Source organism: Limnochorda sp. L945t, assembly GCF_035593305.1.
Taxonomy (GTDB): Bacteria; Bacillota; Limnochordia; order Limnochordales; family Geochordaceae; genus Carboxydichorda; species Carboxydichorda subterranea.
In genome coordinates this window covers 3,234,498-3,254,268 of the sequence record NZ_CP141615.1, presented here as the reverse complement: position 1 = coordinate 3,254,268, position 19,771 = coordinate 3,234,498, and the positions used below count along the sequence as shown (strand labels likewise).

The following is a 19,771-nucleotide window of genomic DNA, read 5'->3' as shown; positions in this document are numbered from 1 at the left end:
TCGGGGAGCAACGGGCGTTCGGGGCCGTCCGGGGCGCCCTGCGACCGCGCGCGCCGGGCCTCGAGCCCGTAAACGGGCACCGGCCACCGTCGCTACCTCAGACGGGTAAATCGCGCCGGGCGAACGAGGCCACGCACACGGCGGAGAAGAGAAGTCCCCATCCGGCGAGCGCTACCCATGCGGCGCCCGGGTCGAGGCCCCTGGCCGCCGCCTCGAGCGCGCGCTCGCCCTGACCTCCCATCATCGCCGACACGAAGGGGTTGTGGGTCACCACGAGGGAGTGGGCCACGTTGCCCAGCAAGTAAGGGCGGATCTCGGAGAGCCACCCCCGGGTCTGGACGATGAGCCCCGACACGAGGGCCTCGACGAAGTAGTAGACGAGGGCCCCGCCCACGGCCAACCCCGTGTTGCGGAAGTAAAACCCCGCGGCGGCCGCCACCACGCCGTACACCGTGAGCACGGCCCACAGACGCAGCGTCATGACGCCGAGGGACTGCCACGTCTCCGCAGAAAACGCCTGCGGACGCCAGGCGTGCAGGGCCTGGCTCGTCGCAAAACCTCCCACGCTGCCGGCAGCGAGGCCGATGACCACCGCCCCCGCCGCCAGCACCGCCACGGTGCCGAGTTTGGCCCCAAGCCACGCCCAGCGGCGGCGCCCCCGGGCCAGCACCCGCTGGGCCGTGCCCCATCCGAACTCGTTGGCCACCAGCGAGCCGGCCGCAATCGTGATGAGCACGAATCCGGGGAAGTAAAGCACGCCCGTCACGCCGGCGTACGCCGAGGGCATGACGAGGTTGCTCCGCAGGGCCACGGCCAGCATCTCCTGTTGCATGGCCGTGGCGTGGCGATCCTCGGGCTGCGCCGCACCCGTCTCCAACCGGGCGAACCGGCGCACGTCCTGGTACGCCTGGTACGACAGCACGGAGTTGAGCACCAGGAACACCAGCATGAGCCCGAGAAGCGCCCAGACGAGCCGTAGCCGCCGGGTCTTGAAGAGTTCGACCTGAAGCGCCGTGACGAGCTCGCTCACGAGCGCACCCCGCCCTCGGCCTGGCGGCCGGTAGCAAGTTCCATGAAATACTGTTCCAGCGTGCTGCGGACGGGCACGAGCTCACTGATCCAGAGGCCCTGAGAGGCCAGCACCCGGGTCAGTTCGGCGCCTTTGTCGGGTGGGGCGTCCACCCAGACGCTCTCCCCCTGCACCTGCACTCGCGGCCGCCAGGGCAGTTGCTCGATGAGGCGGGCCGCCGCCCTGGCCAGTGCCCCGTTGTGGCCGTCCACACCCTCCGGATGCCCGTTGTGGCGCTCCCCGGGGCTGACCCGGATCCGGATGCCCCGGGTCCGCAGCAGCTCCTCCACGGGCCCCTGAGCCACCAGGCGCCCCTGGACGATCACCCCGACCTCGTCGCACACCTGCTCCACCTCGTACAGGAGGTGGCTCGACAAGAACACCGTCAACCCCTGCGCGCCCAGACCCCGGATGAGCTGCCGGACCTCCTGGATGCCGAAGGGATCGAGGCCGTTGGTGGGCTCGTCCAGGATGACCAGTCGAGGATGCCCGATGAGGGCGAGGGCGATCGCCAGCCGCTGGCGCATCCCCAGCGAGTAGAACTGGTAGCGGTCGTTGGCCCGCTCGGTGAGGCCCACCATGGACAGCGCCTCGTCGATGTCGCGGTCGGAGACCATCGACCGCGTCGATCCCAGCACCCGCAGGTTGTCGCGGCCCGAGAGGTAGGGATAGAAAGCAGGCGCCTGGACCAGTGCTCCCACCTGGGCCAGTGCCGCCGGAAAGTCCCGGCTGCCCTGGCACACCCCCAGGACCTCGATCGAGCCCCGAGTCGGGCGGATGAGCCCCAACACCGAGGCGATGGCCGTCGTCTTGCCGGATCCGTTGGGCCCCACGAATCCGTAAATCCGGCCGGCCGGTACCCGTAAGTGGATCTCCTCGAGAGCTCGCACCCTGCCGTAGTGCTTGGTCAGACCGTCTGTCCGGATGGCCCACTCGCTCAACGCGTTCTTAGCCCCTATCCCGACCTACATCGGCTGCAAGCGCCTCGACGTACAACGCGACCGCCGACGATACGCGTTCGAGGTGAGCACGGTCCACGTGCTGGATGATATCAGAAAACCAGTGGTAATGGGGGATCCCTCCCCCATCTTCCAGGCCGATGAAGGTGAGCGCCTCGTATCCGTGTTGCACCGCCGGCCCGCCGTCGGTGCTGAGCAGCAGCATCCGCGGCCACAGACTCCACGTCTGCGGGCCGGCCAGCCGCTCGGCCACGGCCCTCATGCGATCGCCGCAGCCCAGGGGCACGAGCATGCCCTCGTTGAGGAGGGCCCGCAGGCGCCCCCCTCCCACGTTGTCCACGTTGACGAAGAAAATCTCATCCTTGCTCTGCGCCGCCTTGTCGCCTCTGGCGGCGCCCTCGGCCCGCAGGTACGCCCACATCCCTCGGGTGCCCGTCTCCTCGGAGCCCGTGAAAAGGAAACGAAGCCTCACCCCGGGAAGCCCCCGCCCGGCCCAACGCCTGGCCAGGGCGAGGGCGACCGCGACCCCCGAACCGTTGTCGTTGGCCCCGTTGACGGGCCGGCCGAAAAGCCCCGACAGAGCCAGGAACCCCAGGCATACCACGGAGAAGCCGAGCCCGATCCCGACGATCCACCGCCACGCGCCCCAGCCCGGCGCCACCCACCCCGCCACCGCTCCGGCCATCAGCCCGACCAGCACCAGCGCCAGGGCCCCGTAAGCGACGCGGAAGAAGAGCGCCAGGAACGGCCGCATGGGCGGCGAGAAGAGCCAGCTCCCTCGCTGGGTATCGTAGTGCGCCACCACCACGATCTGCGGACCACCGGGCGGCCTCTCCCCGTCAGGCCGGTCCGGCTCGTCGGCCAGGACGTTCTGGCTCGGCCGCCGGGGCAGGAGCAGGTCGAGGGCAGGGCTGCCCAGGCGGGCCTCCTCGATGAGAACGGCCACCGCCGCGAGGGCTACCAGGGCGGCGACGGCCCGCACCCAGGAAGCGCCGGCCGCAAGCGACAGCGCCGCCATCAAGACCACGATCAGCCCCACCAGCGGCGGCCCGGCATACAGCGTCGCCGCCGGCGCCCGGAACTCCTGAATCCGAACGCGGTAGCCCATCCCCGCCAGAGTCGCTTCGAGCCAGCGCGCCGCTTCCTGCTCGAAACGAGAGGTCGAACCCCGATGGGGCCAGCGCGTGATGCCCTCCAGGTATTCCCACACGCCCACCGCAAATCCCCGACGCCCGATATTCGCCAGCCGACCCGGCAGGGCCTTTGGATCTCCGACCCGCCGGCGCGAGAATCGAAGCGGATGCGCCTTGCCGGTGACGGTTAAACGTGTTAAGTTTCTACGTACAGGAGGCAAGCGAGCGTTCATGCCGCTGGTAGACCGCTTCGGTCGGACCATCCGCAAGCTTCGGATATCGGTTACCGATCGCTGTAATTTCCGCTGCGTTTACTGCATGCCTGCCGGGCCCATCGCATGGCTGCCCCGCCACCAGCTCCTCACTTACGAGGAAATTACGCGTCTCACCGGGATCATGGTGGGCATGGGGGTGGAGAAGGTGCGGCTGACCGGGGGCGAACCGCTGGCGCGTCGCGACATCCCGCGCCTCGTCCGGCTCCTGTCCGGCATCGAAGGTCTGCACTCCATCAGCATGACGACCAACGGCTACTTCCTGCCGCCCCTGGCGCAGGAGCTGCGCCAGGCCGGCCTGACGAGCGTCAACATCAGCCTGGATACGCTACGCCGGGATCGCTTCCTGAAGATCACGGGCAGGGACTACTTCGATCGGGTCATGGAGGGCATCGAGGCGGCAGACGCGGCAGGGCTACCCGTCAAGATCAACGCGGTGGTCATGCGCGACTTCAACGACGACGAAATCGGCGACTTCTCCCGCTGGGCGGCCGAGACGGGTCATGCGGTGCGCTTCATCGAGTTCATGCCGCTGGACGGGGACCAGCGCTGGGATCGGAGCCGGGTCGTGACCGCGGAGGAGATCCTTGCCAGGCTGGCCGATGTCGGCAGCGTCGAGCCGGTGCACAACGACCCTTCGGAGCCCGCTCGGTTGTACCGGGTCGGCCTGCCCGGCGCCCGCCCGGCCGTCATCGGCATCATCCCCACCGTCTCCCAGCCGTTTTGCCGCCACTGCGATCGGATCCGGCTCACGGCGGAGGGGCGCATCCGCAACTGCCTGTTCGCGGTCGAGGAGCACGACCTGCGTACCCTGCTCCGCAGCGGCGCCGACGACGCTACCCTGGCGGAAGCCATCGCGCAGGCGGTCTGGATCAAGTGGGAGGGCCACTTGATTAACCGGCCGGAGTTCCGGCGGCCGGCGAAGGCTATGTACGCGATCGGCGGGTGAGGGCCGCCCGCCGCCTTACCAGGTCGATGACGGCGGGGAGCGCTTCCCTGCCCGCTCTCAACCCTGCCTCGATGGCCTGGCGGGACTTGTCGAAGTCGAGCGTGTCGATCGGTACCGAGAAACGAGGGCGCAAGATCAGGTCGGCCTGCTCCAGGATGGCGTCCGTGTGGTGGCGGGAGCAGATGGCCGCCGCCCGGATGAGGGCCTCCAGGCCGCTTTTGACCGACGCAGCGGCTTTTTCCACGCTCACGTCGACCGCCACCACGACGTCGGCCCCGAGCTCCCGGGCCGCCTGCACCGGCACGAGCTCGACGAAGCCGCCGTCCACCAAGAGGCGCTTGCCGATGCGCACCGGCGGGAAGACCATCGGCAATGCGGCGCTCGCCATGGCTGCCAACGCCGCATTGCCCTCCGTCAGCACCACCCGCTCGCCCGTCTCGAGATCGGTCGCCACCACCCCCACCCGGATGGGAGCGTCCTCGAGGCGCAAGCCGCGGGTCAGCTGGTTGAGCAACGGCATGACGTCGCCGAGCAGGGGGCTTCCCCACCCCAGGACGTTGCTGGTCAGGATCCGCTCCGCCGCAACCAGCCGGCGCAAGCGGGACATGAGCGTCTCCCGCTCCCCCGGCGCAACGGCCAGCGGGGTACGCAACGCCCCCTCCTCGAGCTTCTGCAACACGCCGCTGCGCTCGGGGTCGCCCAGGGCGAAGGCCACCGCCACGATGGCGCCCATGCTCGTCCCGGTCAGCACGTGAATGGGGATGCCCGCGCGCAGGATGGCTCGTACCACGCCGATGTGAGCCAGGCCCCGGGCCCCGCCCCCGCCCAGCGCCAGGCCCAACCGGACGGGCGCGCCCGGCGTGCCGCCCGTCGTCTCCCCCATCGAAGCCCCAGACCGGACCCCGTTCACTTCGCCCAGCGAGCTCACGCCAGAAGCGGCTGCAAGCGCATGGCCAGGCCCAGGTCGCCCTGGATCCGCAGGCGGCCGCTCATGTATGCGGCGACGGGGCCCAATCGCCCGGCCGTCATCTCCTGGAAGTCGGCCACGCTCATCTCGATGGTCACGTTAGCCCCGCCGGAGGGCCCCTCCTGGACGGACGCCTTGCCGTTCGCCACGTCAAGGGTCCAGGTGCCGCCGCCCTCTCCGCTGAGGACGAACTGGAACTTCCCGGACGAAATGCCCGCCCGCTGGGGGTTGTCGTTGATCTTCCGGGCAAGGGTCTCGAGATACTCCGCCGGTGAGGCCACGGCATGAAGCCTCCTTCGCGCGAGATGGGGACCCGGTGCCACTCTTCGGCGCCGGGCGCTGGGGCTCCTTTGGTCGAACCCCTTCAGATAAGCTGTCCCGTCCTGTAGAAAAAGCGAAGGATGCCATCGATGATGGCATCACATGTCGTCGCCAGCTTGCGCTCGTGCGCCGACGCTGACCCCACCAGCGGCCCCACCACGCCGATGAGGCCGACGTGGACGGGCAGCGACGCGAGATCGGCTCCGATCGTGACGGTCCTGGGCACCTGGCGCTCGTCGAGCGCCGTAGGAAAGGCCGGGCGGCCCGAAACCACGGCCCCCAGCGCCTGGCGCGCCTCCAGGAACTCCTCGTCCGGCTCCACCATGCCGGACCATGCGATGACATGCCCGTCCTCTTCCGCCTCCCCCGTGGTCCCGTCCACCACCAGCACGAACGAGTGGGGGAACTCCTGCGTGATGTGGAAGAAGACACCGGCCATGTTGTGGCGGGCGACGGGTTGACCTGTCTGGCCGAAGACGTAAGGATGCACCTTGGCGAGCTCCGAAGCCACGGTGGGCCCAATGGTGCCGGGCCCGTCCAGCGACAGGCCCATTCCCACCACGACGACCGGACGCCCACGGCCGGTCCTGGCGTACACGTACTCGAGCAGCCTGGCCAGCCGGAAGTCCGCCGTCCAGTGACTGGAATCCACCGTCCCGATCCACGGCATCCCGCACGGCCTCCTCGCCCCAGGGTACCAGCCTGCTCGCCCGGCTGTCCAGAGGCAGGGGCCAGGGCTCGACGTCAGCCTGCTTCGCAGCGCACCGGGTGCGACGGGTCGCCCGGATCCTGGGTCCGGCGCGCGGCGACGCCGAGCCCGCCGCCCGGCTCGGCCTGGTCAGGGTGGAGCGGCCCGGTGCGATCCCGCAGGTGTGGCACCGGCCGGCCCCACCGCAGCGCCATGACCTCGGACACGATGCTGAGGGCAATGGCGCCCGGGCCCTCGCCGCCCAGGTCCACCCCGACCGGGCTGTACACGCGTGACAGCGCGTCCTCCGGGAGAGCCCCATCCTGCCGCAGCCTGCGCAGTAGCCGTTGGGTCCGGGCTCGCGGCCCGAGTAGCCCGACGTAGAGCAGGGGGTGGCGGGCCAGGGTGCGCAGCGCCGCCTCGTCCCGCAAGAAGTTGTGGTGCATGATCACGGCCGCGCTCGACGGCCCCAGGAGCCGTTCCGGCAGGGTTTCCGGGGCCGTGCACAGCACCTCGGCCGCCTCGGGAAACCGTTCGGGCCGGGCGTAAGCGGGCCTCGGGTCCACGACCACCACCTGGAACCCTGCCGCCCCACCGATGCGCGCCAGGGGTTCGGCGTCGGGCCCCGCTCCCAGGATGAGGAGGATGGGGGGAGGTTCCATGAGTTCCACCAAGAGCCGTACCTTGCCGGGTGTGCTCGTGCCGCCGGACGCCTCCCCGCCGCCTGGGCCGCTTGCCGGCCACGTGACGCTCCGGGTGCGCTGCCGCGCGGGTAGGGCCCGCCCGGCCAGAGAGACGGCCTGCTCCAGCATCCTCCGGCCCTGCTCCACGGCGAAGGCGTTGAGGTCCTCCCGCCCCAGGTCGCCGCCGGTCTCCTCGGTCTCCACGGCGCCCGGCGCTCCTCCCACCCGGGCTGCCACGAAAGCCATGGCGCCTGCTGCCACGGACGGCTCCCGGCTTTCCACGACCGTGGCTGCGGCAACCCATCGGCGCTCGCGCAAGTGGTGGGCGATCCGGGCCCAGGTCGCTGACATGGCTGCCTTTCCCCTCCTCTTGCCCTTACCGGCACGATTGCGTTGCGGCCGGTCCGCAGGAACTTGCTCCGCCCCGGACGAACCGTACTTTCTACCGTTGCAACACGGGTGGTGGAAGGTCCATGGCCGACAGCGTGGAACTGCTCCGCCTCCTGGATGCCGCCGCCGGGGCGGAGGGACGCCGGGCTGCCCTCGCCACCGTGGTCGGCGTCGAGGGTTCGGCGTACCGGCACGAGGGCGCCCGGATGCTGGTCTTCGAGGACGGCAAGCTCCTCGGGGCCATCAGCGGCGGCTGTCTCGAAGCTGACGTCCGGGAGGCGGCGCTCGAAGCCATCCGCTCGGGCCAGGCCCGGCTGCTGCGCTACGACATGACGTCGGACGACGACGAGCTCTGGGGCCTCGGCACCGGGTGCAACGGCGTCGTGGAGGTATTGGTCCAACCGTTGGATCTCTCCGGCTCCGGCCGGTGAGGACGCACCGGCCGCCGCCACTCGAGGCCGTTGAGGTACGCGGCGAGGGCGCCGGGCGCCTCGACCACGCGCCCGACCGCGACCTCGTCGACGTACGCCAAGACGGCCTGCATCCCGGCCGGGAGCCCCTCGGGCCGGTCCGGCAAGGCCTGCAGCATCGGGTTGATCCAGACGACGCGCCGCGCCTGGCGCTGTAAGCGGCTCATCTCTTGGGCCAGCTGTTTCGGATCCCCCTTGTCCCATCCGTCGGAAACGATCAACACCACCGCCCCCCGCCGCAGCGCCCGCCGTGCGAAAGCCCGGTTGAAGGCGGCCAGGCTCTCCCCGATCCGGGTGCCGCCGGCCCAGTCGAGCACGCGCCCTGACACGTCGTCGAGGGCGCGGTCCACCTGGTGGCGGCGCAGCGCCGGGGTGATGCGGGTGAGCCGTGTCCCGAACACGAAGCTCTCCACGTCGCCCCACCGGCGCGTGAGCCCGTGCAGGGCGGCCACCAGGGGGCGGACGAGGCTTTCCATGGAGCCGCTCACGTCGCACAGCACGACCAGGGGTACCGCTCGGCGGCGTCGCCGCAGGAAGGAGAGCGTGACCAACTCGCCGCCCGCGGCCAGCGCCCGCCGGGCGGTCGCTCGCATGTCCCAGAGCGGCCCCTCGGGGCGGCTCCACCAGCGGCGGCTCCGCCTGCTGGGGCGGCGCACGAGCCTCTGGACGAATTGCCGTAACTCCCCTCGCTCGAAGGGTGTCAGCTCTCCCAGCGGCCGCCGCCGCCACACCTCCTCGGGGCTGTACCCGGTGGTGCGCACCAGGTCCACCGCCTCCCCGTCGCGGGCGACCCACCCTTCGCCCTGGGGCTCGAGCCGCACGGCCCAGGGCACCCGCCGGGCCGCCTCCTCGAGTTGCCGGCGCCTGCGCAGGCGTTCGACGTGGGCGTGGAGCGTCTCGTACGCCGGGTCGCCGGGCGGGGGAAGGCCCCGGGCCGTTCGCCACAGCAGGGTGAAGGCCGCGTCGAAGAGGGGAATCTGTTCGACGCGGGTGACGATCTGGCTTCGAAGGGCGACGTAGACGTCACCCCGGGAGCAGAGACCGGCTGCCTCCACCGCCTGAAGGGCGCGGATCACCTGGCCGGTGCCGGCCTGGATGCCGAGGCGGCGCAGCGCCCGGATCCACCGCACCACGTTGGGCCCGAAGTGGGCCACCGACTCGGGGAGGAGCTCGTCACCGGGCAGCAGGCGCTTTCACCTCGCTCACGAGTTCGCGCAAGCCCGAGCGCCGGACCTGTTCCAGGTCGTCCCGGTACTTGACGAGGCACCCCAGCGTCTGGTCGAGGCTTTCAGGGTCGATCTCGCGGCGCCCGAGCGCCACCATCGCCGCCGCCCAGTCGATGGTCTCGGCGATGCCGGGCAACTTGTAGAGGTCCATGGCGCGCAGGCGCTGCACCACGGCGCACACCTCCCGCGCCAGGCGCTCGTCGATGCCCGGCACCCGGGCGGTCACGATCCGGTACTCCCGCTCCGCCGTCGGGAAATCGATCCAATGGTAGATGCACCGGCGCTTGAGCGCATCGTGGACCTCCCGGGTGCGGTTGGAGGTCAGGATCACGAAAGGCGGCTCCTTCGCCCGGATGGTGCCGATCTCCGGGATGGTCACCTGGTACTCGGCCAGGATCTCCAGCAAGAAGGCTTCGAACTCTTCGTCCGCCCGGTCCACCTCGTCGACGAGCAGCACCGGGGCGCGGCCGCCCGGCGGATCGATGGCCCGGAGCAGCGGCCGCTGCACCAGGAACTCCCGGGAGAAGAGTTGCTGTTCCGCGGCACGGGCGTCGCTCGCCTCGGTCCCTCTGGCCTCCAACAGGCGGATGCGCAGGAGCTGGCGGGGGTAGTTCCACTCGTAGACCGCGCTGTGAACGTCGAGGCCCTCATAGCATTGCAGTCGCACCAGGTCCCGGCGCAGCAAGGCCGCGACGGCCTTGGCTACCTCCGTCTTGCCGACCCCGGCCTCTCCTTCCAGGAACAACGGGCGCCCCATCCGGAGCGCGAGGAAGATGACCGTCGCCAGCGCCCGGTCGGCGATGTATCCCACCCCTTGCAGCGCCTGCAGCACCGCCTCGATGGAGTCGAGCCGCAGGGGGGATACTCCCTGCGGCTCGGTCTCCCCGCTCACGAAGCGGCCCGGGCCCGCTGTGCCGCCAGCCTCAGGGCCCGCTCCGCGTAAACGCGCGACAGGTGCGCCCGGTACGCGTCCGAAGCGTACAGGTCGCTGTTGACGGTGACCCCGTCAGCCGCCTTCGCCGCGGCGTCCCGCAGGGTCGCGTCGTCAAGTGGGCGCCCCACGATCACCTGTTCCACGCCCGACGCCCGGTAGGCGCGGTCGCTCACGCCCGTGATGCCGACCCGGGCCGACTGGCAGGTGCCGTCGGGGCCCAGCGTGAGCACCGCGGCCACCCCCACGACGGCGTAGCCCGAGGCCGGGTGCGGGTGCTTGACGTAGGCCGAGCCCGTCCGCCCCGCCAGCACCGGGACGCGAAGCTCGACCAGCAGTTCGTCGGCGCCCAGCGCCGTCACCAGCGGCCCCAGGATGAAGTCGCCGATGGCGGCCGTTCGGCGGCGGCCGCCGGCTCCTGCGATGACCAGCTCGGCATCGAGCGCCACGGCCACCGCAGGCAGGTCCGAGGCCGGGTCGGCGTGGGCCAGGTTACCGCCCACGGTGCCCCGGTTGCGCACCTGCATGTCGCCCACTTCGGCGGCCGCCTCGGCCAGCACGGGGCACGCCTCCCGCACCAGCGGCGAGGTCTCCACCTCGTGATGCGTCGTGAGCGCTCCGATCACGAGACGGTCGCCTTCCCGGCGGATGCCGCGCAGCTCGGGCAAGCGACCGATGTCCACCAGCAACCCGGGGTTGGACAGCCGGAGCTTCATCATGGGCAGGAGGCTGTGGCCCCCGGCCAGGACCTTGGCCCGGCTGCCGTCTGCAGCCAGAATGGCCAGCGCCTCTTCGAGCGTCGACGCTCTCCGGTAATCCACAGCGGCAGGGTACACCACGCCACCTCCTCTACTGGCGGTGAATGGCCGCCCAGATCTTCTGCGGGATCAACGGCATGTCGAGATAACGGACGCCCAGCGGCTGCAGCGCGTCGAGCACCGCGTTGACCACGGCCGGCGTGGCCGCGATGGTGCCCGTCTCCCCCACTCCCTTGACGCCGAGCGGGTTTTGCGGGGCAGGCGTCTCGGTCCGGTCCGTTTCGATGGGCAGCACCATGTGCGCCCGGGGCAAGGCGTAGTCGAGCATCGATCCGGTCAAGAGCTGACCGTTCTCGTCGTAGACGGCCTCTTCCCACAGGGCCTGGCCGATGCCCTGCACCACGCCGCCATGCACCTGGCCGTCCACGATCATGGGGTTGATGACCCTGCCGCAGTCGTCGACGGCCATATAGCGCAGGAGCTTTACCCGTCCCGTCGCCGCGTCCACCTCCACGACCGCCACGTGGGTGCCGAACGGGTAGACGAAGTTGGCGGGGTCGTAAAAGGCACTGGCTTCCAGGGACGGCTCGATGTCGGGCGGCAGGTTCCACGCCAGATAAGCCTGGAGCGCCACCTCCTGGAAGCTGCGGGACCGATCCGCCGAGCCCTTGACGTAGAAGCGACCGTCTTCGAAGACGATGTCCTGCTCGGCCGCCTCGAGCAGGTGGGCTGCCACCTTCCGGGCCTTCTCCACGACGCGCCGGGCCGCCAGGGCCACCGCGCTGCCCCCGACGGGCGTGGTACGGCTGCCGTAGGTGCCCCAGCCCATGGAGATGGAGCCGGTGTCGCCGTGCACCACTTCGATGTCGTCGACCGGGATGCCGAGCTCCTGCGCGACGATCTGGGCAAACGTGGTCTCCTCGCCCTGGCCGTGAGGGGACGTGCCGGTGTAGACCGTGACCTTGCCCGTCGGGTGCACCCGCACCAGCGCGCTGTCCCACAATCCGCCCTGGAAGCCCACCGCGCCCGCCACCTGGGAGGGGCCGAGCCCGCAGATCTCTACGTAGCTCGCAAGCCCGATGCCCAGATAGCGTCCTTGCTTGCGCAGCTCCTGCTGTTGGCGGCGCAAGCCCTCGTAGTCCACCGCCTCGAGGGCCTTGTCGAAGGCGCCGGCGTAGTTGCCGCTGTCGTACGTCAGCCCGGTGGGCACGTTGTAGGGGAAGGCGTCGCTCGGGATGAAGTTGCGCCGGCGCACCTCGGCCGGATCCATCCCCACTTCCCGGGCGAACAGGTCCACCATCCGCTCGATGATGTAAGTAGCCTCGGGCCGCCCCGCGCCCCGGTACGCGTCGATCGGCGTGGTATTGGTCAGGACGCCGACCACCTCGACGCCCACGTTGGGGATCCGGTACGCGCCCTGCAGCATCAAGCCGAACAGGATGGTCGGCACGCCGGGAGCGGCGGTCGAGAGGTACGCGCCGAGGTTGGCCAGGGCCTTCACCTTGATGGCGGTGAGGGTCCCGTCCCGCCGGCCCGCCAGCACCACGTCCTGGATATGGTCTCGGCCGTGCGTGGTGGCGACGTAGTTTTCCCGCCGCTCCTCGGACCACTTCACGGGGCGCCCGAGTTGCCGGGCCGCGAAGGCGACCAGCGCCTCGTCCGGATAGAACGGGATCTTGCTCCCGAACCCGCCTCCCACCTCGGGCGCCACGATGCGCAGCTTGTGCTCGGGGATGCCCAGCACTCCCGACATCAGCACGCGGTGGATGTGCGGGTTTTGCGAGGTGAGCCAGACGGTCATCTCCCCGCTGGCCGGGTTGAACTGCGCCACGGCCCCGCGGGTCTCCATGGCGCTGGGGATCAGCCGGTGGTTGCGGATCCGCTGGCGAACCACCACTTCGGCCTCCTGGATGGCCCGGTCCGGATCGCCTCCTCCGGCCCGCCACACGAACGCGATGTTGCGGGGCACGTCGTCGTGGACCTGTGGAGCGCCGTCCTGAACGGCCTTCTCCTGGTCGACGACGGCCGGGAGCACCTCGTACTCCACCTCGATGAGCTCCACCGCGTCACGGGCGGTGTACCGGTCCTCCGCCACCACCATGGCCACCCCGTCGCCGACGTACCGCACCTTCTCCGTTGCCAGGGGCGGATGGGCAGGCGTCTTGAGGTCGCTGTTGGGTACGAGCCAGGCCGTCGGGATGTTGCCCAACTTGCCCGCCACGTCCATCCCGGTAAACACGGCGAGCACACCCGGAAGGGCCCGGGCCCTCGAGGTATCGATCCGCTTGATGCGAGCGTGGGCGTGGGGGCTTCTCAAGAAGGCCGCGTACACCATCCCCGGCAGGCGGATGTCGTCGGTGTACGTCGCCCTGCCGGTGATGAGCCGGGGATCCTCCCGGCGTCTGATAGCGGTACCAAAGATGGTGGCCATCGGCTGTCGACCCTCCTCCTACCCCTAGGCTTTCTCGGAGACCGCCGCCGGCTGCTCGCGCAGGACCCTGGCCGCTTCCTTCACGGCCTTGACGATGTTGTGATAGCCGGTGCAGCGGCACACGTTGCCCTCGAGCCCCTTGCGGATCTCCTCGTCGGTCGGATCCGGATGGTCGTGCAAGAGCTGCACGCTCGCCATGATCATGCCGGGCGTACAAAAGCCACACTGCAGGCCGTGATGCTCCCAGAAGGCCTCCTGGAGGGGATGGAGCTGCCCGTCGGAGGCCAGCCCCTCGATGGTGGTGATATGGGCACCATCGGCCTGGATGGCCAGCACGGTGCACGACTTGACCGCCTTGCCGTCCATCAGGACGGTGCAGGCGCCGCACTGGCTCGTATCGCAGCCGATGTGGGTGCCGGTGAGGCCCAGGACGTCCCGGAGGTAGTGGACCAGGAGGAGCCGGGGCTCTACCTCGTGCGTGGTGGTGACCCCGTTGACCGTGATGGTCACTTTGTGTCTCAAGTGATCGCCGCTCCCTTCCCTGCCGGCGTCGCTGCCGCCTCTCATGGCACCGGACATCCCGAAGGGCGCGTATCCCTGTCGTTCCCGAGGCCCACTCTCGCCGCCCCCTTCCCCCGCGGCCCCGGGCTCGGAGAAAAGCCCTTCACGATGCCGAAGAGGCGGCGCCCGCCCTGGCAGCGATTTCGGTCCCCATCCCGCTGAAGAAGTTCCCCATGATCATGCGAGCTACCGCGCCCAGCAGCCGCTGGCCGACCGCGGCGAGGGTGCCGGTGACCGTGGCGTCCCCGACGCAACGCAACAGCGTGCTCCCGTGGCCGGTCGGCACGAGTTGGATGACGCCCTCGCCCTTGACCTGGCCGGGCCCACCGCCCCCCTCCACGAGAAGGCGATAGCTCGAGTGAGGACGCAGGTCCTTGACGGCCACTTTGCCGGTATACGTACCCCTCACCGGGCCCAGGCCGATCTCCAGGGTCGCCAGGTAGGCTCCGTCCCCTTCCGGGTCGAGCCGTTTGCAACCGGGTAAGTGGCGGGCCAGGATCTCCGGGTCGAGCAGCACGTTCCAGACGACCTCAGCCGGGGCCGGGTACTCCTGCTGGTACTCGATCTGCACCGCCGACGACCTCCATGCCGGGAAGAATCCGCCGGGCTCGAGCAGTATGGCGAGACCCGCGCATGGCAGAGCGGGCCTCACGTGCAGAACACGAGCACACGCACCGGGCTGTGTGCGAGGAGCAGAACCGCTGCAGCGTCGCAGAGCGGCAAAGATGGAGGGAGACGAAAGTAACCAGCAGCGGTGGTGCGATCGATTACTTATTGTATTCCCTGTGGACGTAGTGTCAACCTGCGCGACCTCGCCGGAGGTGCCTCACGATCCGGACGGTGCCAGGGAAGGATAGAGCTCCGGGAACAGCCGGGGCGCCAGGGCGGCGACCACGGCAACGCGCACCAGTTGAGTGCGGGTGATGAGGCCCCTGGTGAGGTAACCGACGGCGCCGGGCTCGACCCTCGCGTCGCCGCCGGGGAAATGAGCGTCGACCACCCGGGCGAGCTCCTGCCCGGAGCGCAGCGCCTCGACCATCCGGTCGGGCAACAGCAGGCGCAGGCCTTCCCCGTGAGAGATCCGGCCCCTGCGATCGGCCACGGCAGCTATGGTCACGAGCCACCCGCGCCCATCCGGCTCGAGGTGGACCCCGCCTTCCACGCCCACGCCCCAGGTCGCTTCCGGCACCTCCCGGAGCGCCCCCTCGGCGCGGCCACGCGCCCCGCGCAGGGTTTCGTCCCACGACAGGGGCTGGGGCGAGACGCCACTCGGCACGTCCACGCCGACCAGGGCGACCCGCTCGCCGAAGAGCTCCCGCAGGACCTGGCGCACGGCCTCCACCTTGGCAGGGTTGGTGGAGCCCACGGCCACGGTCCGCGGGCCCCAGGCCGAGGGCCCCGTCAAGCGCCGCTGTCCCCCCGGGATACCGATGAGGCGGCCGCCCCGGGCTTGTCGCCGGCGCCACGGCTCAGTACCTTGAGCAGCTCCTCGGCCCGCTCCGCCGCCACCCTTTGGGAGGTGAGCGCGTACACCCGCATCAGGTGGGCCAGCATCCGCTCCACCAGCTCACGGTCGGGGAGCGGGTCCAGCATCGACTCCTCGAACTGGTGCCCCGCCTCGCGAGCGATGGCGACGAGATCGTGGCGGGAGAGGACCCGCCCGCTCTCGGCGGGATCGACCCAGAAGGGCGGGCTCGTCGGGACGCTCACCACGATCCGCCCCGGCAGCGAGACGGCGTGCGCCTGGAAGCCGGCCCGCCGCCCGACCACCAAATACAGGGCCGCCAGCGAGAGCCCCACGCCGGCCTTCCGGTCGAGCACCTGGTGGATGCAGACGTTGTCGGGGTCATAGTAGTGCGCCTCATTGCTGCGCAGGCCCAGCTCGTGGAAGAGGTAACGATTGATGGCGGCTGCCGCCTCGGGCGCCGACATGCGGGGCACCTTGCGGCGCACCAGCTCGTCGGACATGGCGCGCAGGCGTTCGCGGTAAGGCGCCTCGTCGAGATCCGGGTAGCGGGAGCGAGCGACGACGAAAAGCCCTTCTTCCAGGTCGAACTCGTCGCTGCCCCGGCGCACCAGCAGCGTCAGCCGATCCTTGAGACCCTGGAACCGGAGGTCGTCGAGCAGGAGGCGGGCGCGTCCCCGGACCATGGGATCCGCCTCGTTGGCCGCGGCTACCAGCCACCGGACGGCCGCCTCCCCGGCCTCCATCAGGCGCTGCCGGGCGACCTTGACCGTCCGCTCGTCGTCATCTCCCAGCAAGCGCACGAGCGCTTGAAGCTCCGATGCCGTTAGCTGTCTGGCCACGAACCTCCTACGCCCTCCCCCTACTCCCACCATATCAAGCGGAAGCCTCTCGTGCCAGCCGGGTCCGGAACCAATCCAGGAAAGAAGCGAGCGGCCCTTGCCCTTCGGGCTCGATCCTTGCTCGCCCTCGATCGATCGGCAAGTCCGTCACCCAATAGGTGTGCATCCCGAGCTTCGCGGCGACCATGTCCTCGTCCCGATCGTTGCCCACCATCAGGCAGCGCTCCGGTGGCACCTCGAGACGCTCGGAGATTTCCCGGAAATACGCGAGGTTGGGTTTGCAGGCGTGGGAGTTTTCCATCGCCGTCACCCAATCGAACGGCACGTCCCCGAGGCCGGCCCATTGCAGGCGTTGGCGGATGGCGCTCATCGGAAAGACAGGATTGGTGGCCACCGCCACGCGCATACCCATTTGCCGCACGGCGGTCACGACCTGACGGGCGAGAGGGGTCACCGGAGCATGCTGGCGAAGAAGCCCGAACCGCTCCGCGTAAAACCGGTCAAACCACGGGTAAAGCCGATCCCGCAGCTCTCCCTGGTCTGGCAGAAACAGGCGGCGAAACTTTTCGGCGTTGCTGAGCTCCATGCTCCCGTCCTGGAGGAGGGCCTCGGTTGCCTTCCAGACCTCCCGGGCGAGGCGCTGCGGCTCTATCAAGTGGCCGACGTACTCTCCGAGCGCTCGGAAGTAAAGCGGAAGGAAGCGCTCCATGTCGATCCCGTTGAGCGTGCCATCCAGGTCGAACAACACGGCCTGCACCGGAGCGGTCGCTGACGGCATCGTATCCCCTCACTCCTGCTCGAGAACGTGGATGGGTATGGCTCGGGGCACCGGCGGCGGTGCCAGGCCAAGCTTTCTCTGGTGCACCCGCCCGCGCCTCCTGCGCACCGCCCTTGCCCCCGGCAGGCGGGAGACGGGGGACGGGTGGAAATGCTCTCCCAGTCTCCCGTGCCCCGGACGCCGGGAGCCACAACCATTATCTCCATGAAAGGAGCCTGCGAACGCCGTGGTCGACCCCCTCATCGTCATCGGCCTCGTCATCGTGCTCATCGAACTCGTGAAGGAGCTCGCCCTGCGCCTCGCCCTTGACGCCCGGTTGACCAAGCAGGTGGTCATTCCCCTCTCGGTGCTGGCGCTGAGCATCGCACTCAACGCCCTCAACGCTTTCCTCTTCGCAGGCCCGGTGGTGGGCCAGCCTCCCGACGGGGCGGTCCGGGAGGCGGTGCTCCAGGGCATCCAGTATGGCGCCATGGCCAGCGGCATATATAGCCTCGGGAAGGCGGCCATGGGCCGTTCGTGAGCAGGGCCGGCGAAGTCGCAGGAGGACGATGCGATCATGCGGCTGGTCGTCGCAAGGCTGGGTCGGGGCCCCAGCAGGCGCATGCGGAGAGCGCGGGCCATCGCCTCTTTGGCCGGGCTCGGGGCGCTGGCCGCCGGGGTCGCCCACGCCGTCCACCTGGCAGCCGCCGCGGCGGCCACCAGTGTCTGGATCTACGACATCATCGACCTGCCGTACGTCGTCCGCCGGTACGTGAGCTCCGGCCTGCGGTGGGTGGGCGTGGCGGCCGCGGTCGTCGTGGCCGCCGCCGCCCTCGCCCACGTCCCTCACCGGATGAGGAGCCGGCTGGTCATCTTCTGGCCACGGTGACGTTGTAGGCGGACGGTTGCAGGCCCGCCACTCCGACGACGTCCTCCCCTGCCACGTCGATGAGCGCCGCCGTCAGCGCGCTGAGGCCGTCGACGGTACGGCCGTCCCACGGCCCCGGCAGCCCTTCCCGGTAGCGCTGCCGCAGCCCCGGAATCAGCGCCGGGTCGTCGATCCCGAGCACGCCCTGCTGCAACAGCCCGTCCCAGAGCGTCTCGTCGGAGGCGAGGCGCTGCTTGCTCTCCCGTAGGGCGTCGAGGAAGGCCGCCAGCTGCGCCCGCTTGTACGTGATGGCATCATCCGTTGCGGCCACCACCAAGAACGGCAGGTCCGCGTCCGGCCGGATCTGGCGGATCAATTGCACGGTGCTGGCCAGCTCCCGGAAGCGCCCGCTTGCGGTCATCCCCGGCACGAACTGCCAGTACTGCACGATGGCGTCCAGGTCTCCCCGCTCCAGCAGCCGGTTGAGCAAGGGAGGAGCCGCCGGTACTACCTCGGCGTCCCTTTGCGGGTCGAAGCCGTAGCGCGCGACGCTCACGGCCCGGAGCACGAGGTAGCTCTTGTCCTGCAAGCTCACCACGCCGATGCGCCGGCCCCGCAAATCGGCCGGTGTACGGATGGGGGCTCCGGCGCTCACCAGGATCCCGCCGACGGCCCGGCTGAACGCGTCGACCGCCTGCACCGGGATGCCTTGCTCTCGCATACGGGAAACGCCCACCCAGTCGTCCACCAGCACGTCGACCGTACCCGCCCGAAGGCCCGTCTCGGCGGCCGTCTTGGTGGCGAACTGCACCTTTTGCAGCCGGAGGCCCCTGGCCCGGTCCAACCCCAGCTGCTCCATGACGGCCATTTCCCAACCGAAGGTACCGCCCGCCTGCAAGCCTACCCGCAGCACCGGGCTCTCCTGCGCAACCGCTTCGACATGGGGGACGGCTGCGAGCGCCATCCATCCCAGCAGCACGCCCACCACCATTCGCCCGGCGCGCCGGGCGCTGACCACGCTGGCGCCGCGCATCCCTGCCTCGCTCCCTTCCTGGCCCACCGGCGGGCCGATTACCGCCCGCGGCCGGCAACCGCCACGGCGGTGGGACTTGATATAATGTAACCGTTCTTACGGTGCCTACCTCTTCCTTTCTCCGGTGAGGTGGCAACGATGGCGATCACGCCTTCGAGTACCGGTTCCGTGTCCCGTGGCGTACCCGTGCCCGGCGGCCATCCCGGTACCCTACCCGCGCTGGCCCACGGCATGCTTGCCGACGCAAGACGCCGCGACGCACTGCTCGCTACCCTGGGTCTCGTCGCCCTTCTCACCCTCTGGGAGTGGGCCGCTCGCCAGGCCGGGCCCGCTTTGATCCCGTCTCCCCGCACGGTGGCGGTGCGCCTGTGGCGGGAAACGACGGCAGGCCCTCTGCTCTACCACCTCGAGGCCACGACGCTACGGGTCCTTTCGGCCACCATCCTGGGGCTCGTAGCCGGCGGCGCGGCCGGCTTGTGGATGGGTCTTTCCCGCCGCGCGGACGCCTTCTTCGGGCCCTGGCTGGTCACGGCGCTCGCCATCCCCCGTCTGCTCATCATCGTAGTGGCCTACCTGACGGTCGGCCTCGACGAAACGGCGGCCGTGCTGGCCACGGCCGCCTCCGTCGCCCCGGGAGTAGCCGCGGCGATGAGAGAGGCGGCCCGGGCCCTCGACCGGAAGCTCCTCGACATGGCCACGGTCTTCCCGGTCCCCCGGATGGCTCGCTGGCGCTACGTCCTGCTACCGCAGGTCATGCCCTACCTCGCCGGTAGCGCCCGCGTCGCCGTGGGGCTTGCGTTCAAGATGGTCCTGTTCGCCGAGCTGCTGGGCCGGCCGTCGGGAGTCGGCTACCAGATTCACTTTTACTTCCAGATGTTCAACATGCAGGCGATCCTCGCTTACGGGGTGGCGACCGTCGCCGTTGCCCAGGCCGCCGAATCGCTCATGCGGGCGGCCGAGCGCCGCGTCTTCCGTTGGAGGCCGCCGGCGCCTTGAGA

Annotated in this window: 22 protein-coding genes; 5 read left to right on the top strand and 17 right to left on the bottom strand. The window is 70.0% G+C overall.

What is annotated here, in order from left to right; all coding sequences use genetic code 11:
- Positions 1-97 precede the first annotated feature (97 nt).
- The 3 genes from U7230_RS15055 to U7230_RS15045 are packed head-to-tail and all read right to left on the bottom strand — an operon-like array spanning position 98 to position 3,244.
- The gene (locus tag U7230_RS15055) at positions 98-1,030 is read right to left on the bottom strand and encodes a DUF2705 family protein (RefSeq protein WP_324716649.1); all 933 of its coding nucleotides are present in this window, start codon (positions 1,028-1,030) and stop codon (positions 98-100) included.
- The gene (locus U7230_RS15050) at positions 1,027-2,010 is read right to left on the bottom strand and encodes an ABC transporter ATP-binding protein (RefSeq protein ID WP_324716648.1); all 984 of its coding nucleotides are present in this window, start codon (positions 2,008-2,010) and stop codon (positions 1,027-1,029) included. Before U7230_RS15050 ends, U7230_RS15055 begins: the two co-directional genes overlap by 4 nt.
- 7 nt (positions 2,011-2,017) lie before the next feature.
- Complete coding sequence (locus U7230_RS15045) at positions 2,018-3,244, bottom strand: M28 family metallopeptidase (RefSeq protein ID WP_324716647.1); 1,227 nt, start codon at positions 3,242-3,244, stop codon at positions 2,018-2,020.
- A gap of 148 nt (positions 3,245-3,392) precedes the next feature.
- On the opposite strand from U7230_RS15045, the gene moaA reads away from it, so the two are divergent.
- The gene (moaA, locus tag U7230_RS15040) at positions 3,393-4,382 is read left to right on the top strand and encodes a GTP 3',8-cyclase MoaA (protein ID WP_324716646.1); all 990 of its coding nucleotides are present in this window, start codon (positions 3,393-3,395) and stop codon (positions 4,380-4,382) included.
- Here the strand turns inward: moaA and U7230_RS15035 are convergent.
- From U7230_RS15035 to U7230_RS15020, 4 genes are all read right to left on the bottom strand, one after another.
- On the bottom strand, positions 4,360-5,265 hold the full coding sequence (locus U7230_RS15035; protein ID WP_324716645.1) for a patatin-like phospholipase family protein: 906 nt from the start codon (positions 5,263-5,265) through the stop codon (positions 4,360-4,362). The genes moaA and U7230_RS15035 overlap by 23 nt on opposite strands.
- A gap of 41 nt (positions 5,266-5,306) precedes the next feature.
- On the bottom strand, positions 5,307-5,630 hold the full coding sequence (locus U7230_RS15030) for an SCP2 sterol-binding domain-containing protein (protein ID WP_324716644.1): 324 nt from the start codon (positions 5,628-5,630) through the stop codon (positions 5,307-5,309).
- An 83-nt stretch (positions 5,631-5,713) separates the two neighbouring features.
- Positions 5,714-6,340, bottom strand: a complete 627-nt coding sequence (locus U7230_RS15025) for a DUF1256 domain-containing protein (RefSeq protein ID WP_324716643.1) — start codon at positions 6,338-6,340, stop codon at positions 5,714-5,716.
- Between the two features lie 74 nt (positions 6,341-6,414).
- On the bottom strand, positions 6,415-7,392 hold the full coding sequence (locus U7230_RS15020) for an XdhC family protein (protein WP_324716642.1): 978 nt from the start codon (positions 7,390-7,392) through the stop codon (positions 6,415-6,417).
- Positions 7,393-7,514: 122 nt separating this feature from the next.
- Between U7230_RS15020 and U7230_RS15015 the strand changes: the two genes are divergently transcribed.
- Positions 7,515-7,862, top strand: coding sequence for an XdhC family protein (locus U7230_RS15015; RefSeq protein WP_324716641.1), 348 nt, complete (start codon positions 7,515-7,517; stop codon positions 7,860-7,862).
- Here U7230_RS15015 and U7230_RS15010 read toward each other — a convergent pair.
- The 9 genes from U7230_RS15010 to U7230_RS14970 all read right to left on the bottom strand — a co-directional run bounded on the left by U7230_RS15010 (position 7,754) and on the right by U7230_RS14970 (position 16,893).
- Positions 7,754-9,055 carry a vWA domain-containing protein gene (locus tag U7230_RS15010; RefSeq protein ID WP_324716640.1) on the bottom strand — a complete coding sequence of 434 codons (1,302 nt, stop codon included), beginning with the start codon at positions 9,053-9,055 and terminating at the stop codon, positions 7,754-7,756. The genes U7230_RS15015 and U7230_RS15010 overlap by 109 nt on opposite strands.
- Before the next feature lie 19 nt (positions 9,056-9,074).
- A complete protein-coding gene (locus U7230_RS15005) occupies positions 9,075-10,019 on the bottom strand; it encodes an AAA family ATPase (protein WP_324716639.1) in 945 nt (314 codons plus the stop codon).
- On the bottom strand, positions 10,016-10,894 hold the full coding sequence (locus U7230_RS15000) for an FAD binding domain-containing protein (RefSeq protein ID WP_324716638.1): 879 nt from the start codon (positions 10,892-10,894) through the stop codon (positions 10,016-10,018). Before U7230_RS15000 ends, U7230_RS15005 begins: the two co-directional genes overlap by 4 nt.
- Positions 10,895-10,907: 13 nt before the next feature.
- The gene (cutA, locus tag U7230_RS14995) at positions 10,908-13,247 is read right to left on the bottom strand and encodes a glyceraldehyde dehydrogenase subunit alpha (RefSeq protein ID WP_324716637.1); all 2,340 of its coding nucleotides are present in this window, start codon (positions 13,245-13,247) and stop codon (positions 10,908-10,910) included.
- Between the two features lie 24 nt (positions 13,248-13,271).
- Positions 13,272-13,814 carry a (2Fe-2S)-binding protein gene (locus U7230_RS14990; RefSeq protein ID WP_404980533.1) on the bottom strand — a complete coding sequence of 181 codons (543 nt, stop codon included), beginning with the start codon at positions 13,812-13,814 and terminating at the stop codon, positions 13,272-13,274.
- Positions 13,815-13,911: 97 nt separating this feature from the next.
- Complete coding sequence (locus tag U7230_RS14985; protein WP_324716635.1) at positions 13,912-14,379, bottom strand: SRPBCC family protein; 468 nt, start codon at positions 14,377-14,379, stop codon at positions 13,912-13,914.
- A 255-nt stretch (positions 14,380-14,634) separates the two neighbouring features.
- Positions 14,635-15,213, bottom strand: coding sequence for an inosine/xanthosine triphosphatase (gene yjjX / locus U7230_RS14980; RefSeq protein ID WP_324716634.1), 579 nt, complete (start codon positions 15,211-15,213; stop codon positions 14,635-14,637).
- Positions 15,210-16,115, bottom strand: coding sequence for a transglutaminase-like domain-containing protein (locus U7230_RS14975; protein ID WP_324716633.1), 906 nt, complete (start codon positions 16,113-16,115; stop codon positions 15,210-15,212). Before U7230_RS14975 ends, yjjX begins: the two co-directional genes overlap by 4 nt.
- A 34-nt stretch (positions 16,116-16,149) precedes the next feature.
- The gene (locus tag U7230_RS14970) at positions 16,150-16,893 is read right to left on the bottom strand and encodes an HAD family hydrolase (protein WP_324716632.1); all 744 of its coding nucleotides are present in this window, start codon (positions 16,891-16,893) and stop codon (positions 16,150-16,152) included.
- A gap of 226 nt (positions 16,894-17,119) precedes the next feature.
- Here U7230_RS14970 and U7230_RS14965 point away from each other — a divergent pair, with 226 nt between their 5' ends.
- Complete coding sequence (locus tag U7230_RS14965) at positions 17,120-17,413, top strand: hypothetical protein (protein ID WP_324716631.1); 294 nt, start codon at positions 17,120-17,122, stop codon at positions 17,411-17,413.
- 36 nt (positions 17,414-17,449) lie between these two features.
- Positions 17,450-17,761 carry a hypothetical protein gene (locus tag U7230_RS14960; protein ID WP_324716630.1) on the top strand — a complete coding sequence of 104 codons (312 nt, stop codon included), beginning with the start codon at positions 17,450-17,452 and terminating at the stop codon, positions 17,759-17,761.
- Here U7230_RS14960 and U7230_RS14955 read toward each other — a convergent pair.
- Entirely contained in the window at positions 17,742-18,773 is a 1,032-nt protein-coding gene (locus U7230_RS14955) for an ABC transporter substrate-binding protein (RefSeq protein WP_324716629.1), read from the bottom strand. The two genes, U7230_RS14960 and U7230_RS14955, sit on opposite strands and share 20 nt — an antisense overlap.
- A gap of 138 nt (positions 18,774-18,911) precedes the next feature.
- Between U7230_RS14955 and U7230_RS14950 the strand changes: the two genes are divergently transcribed.
- A complete protein-coding gene (locus tag U7230_RS14950; RefSeq protein ID WP_324716628.1) occupies positions 18,912-19,769 on the top strand; it encodes an ABC transporter permease in 858 nt (285 codons plus the stop codon).
- Positions 19,770-19,771 lie beyond the last annotated feature (2 nt).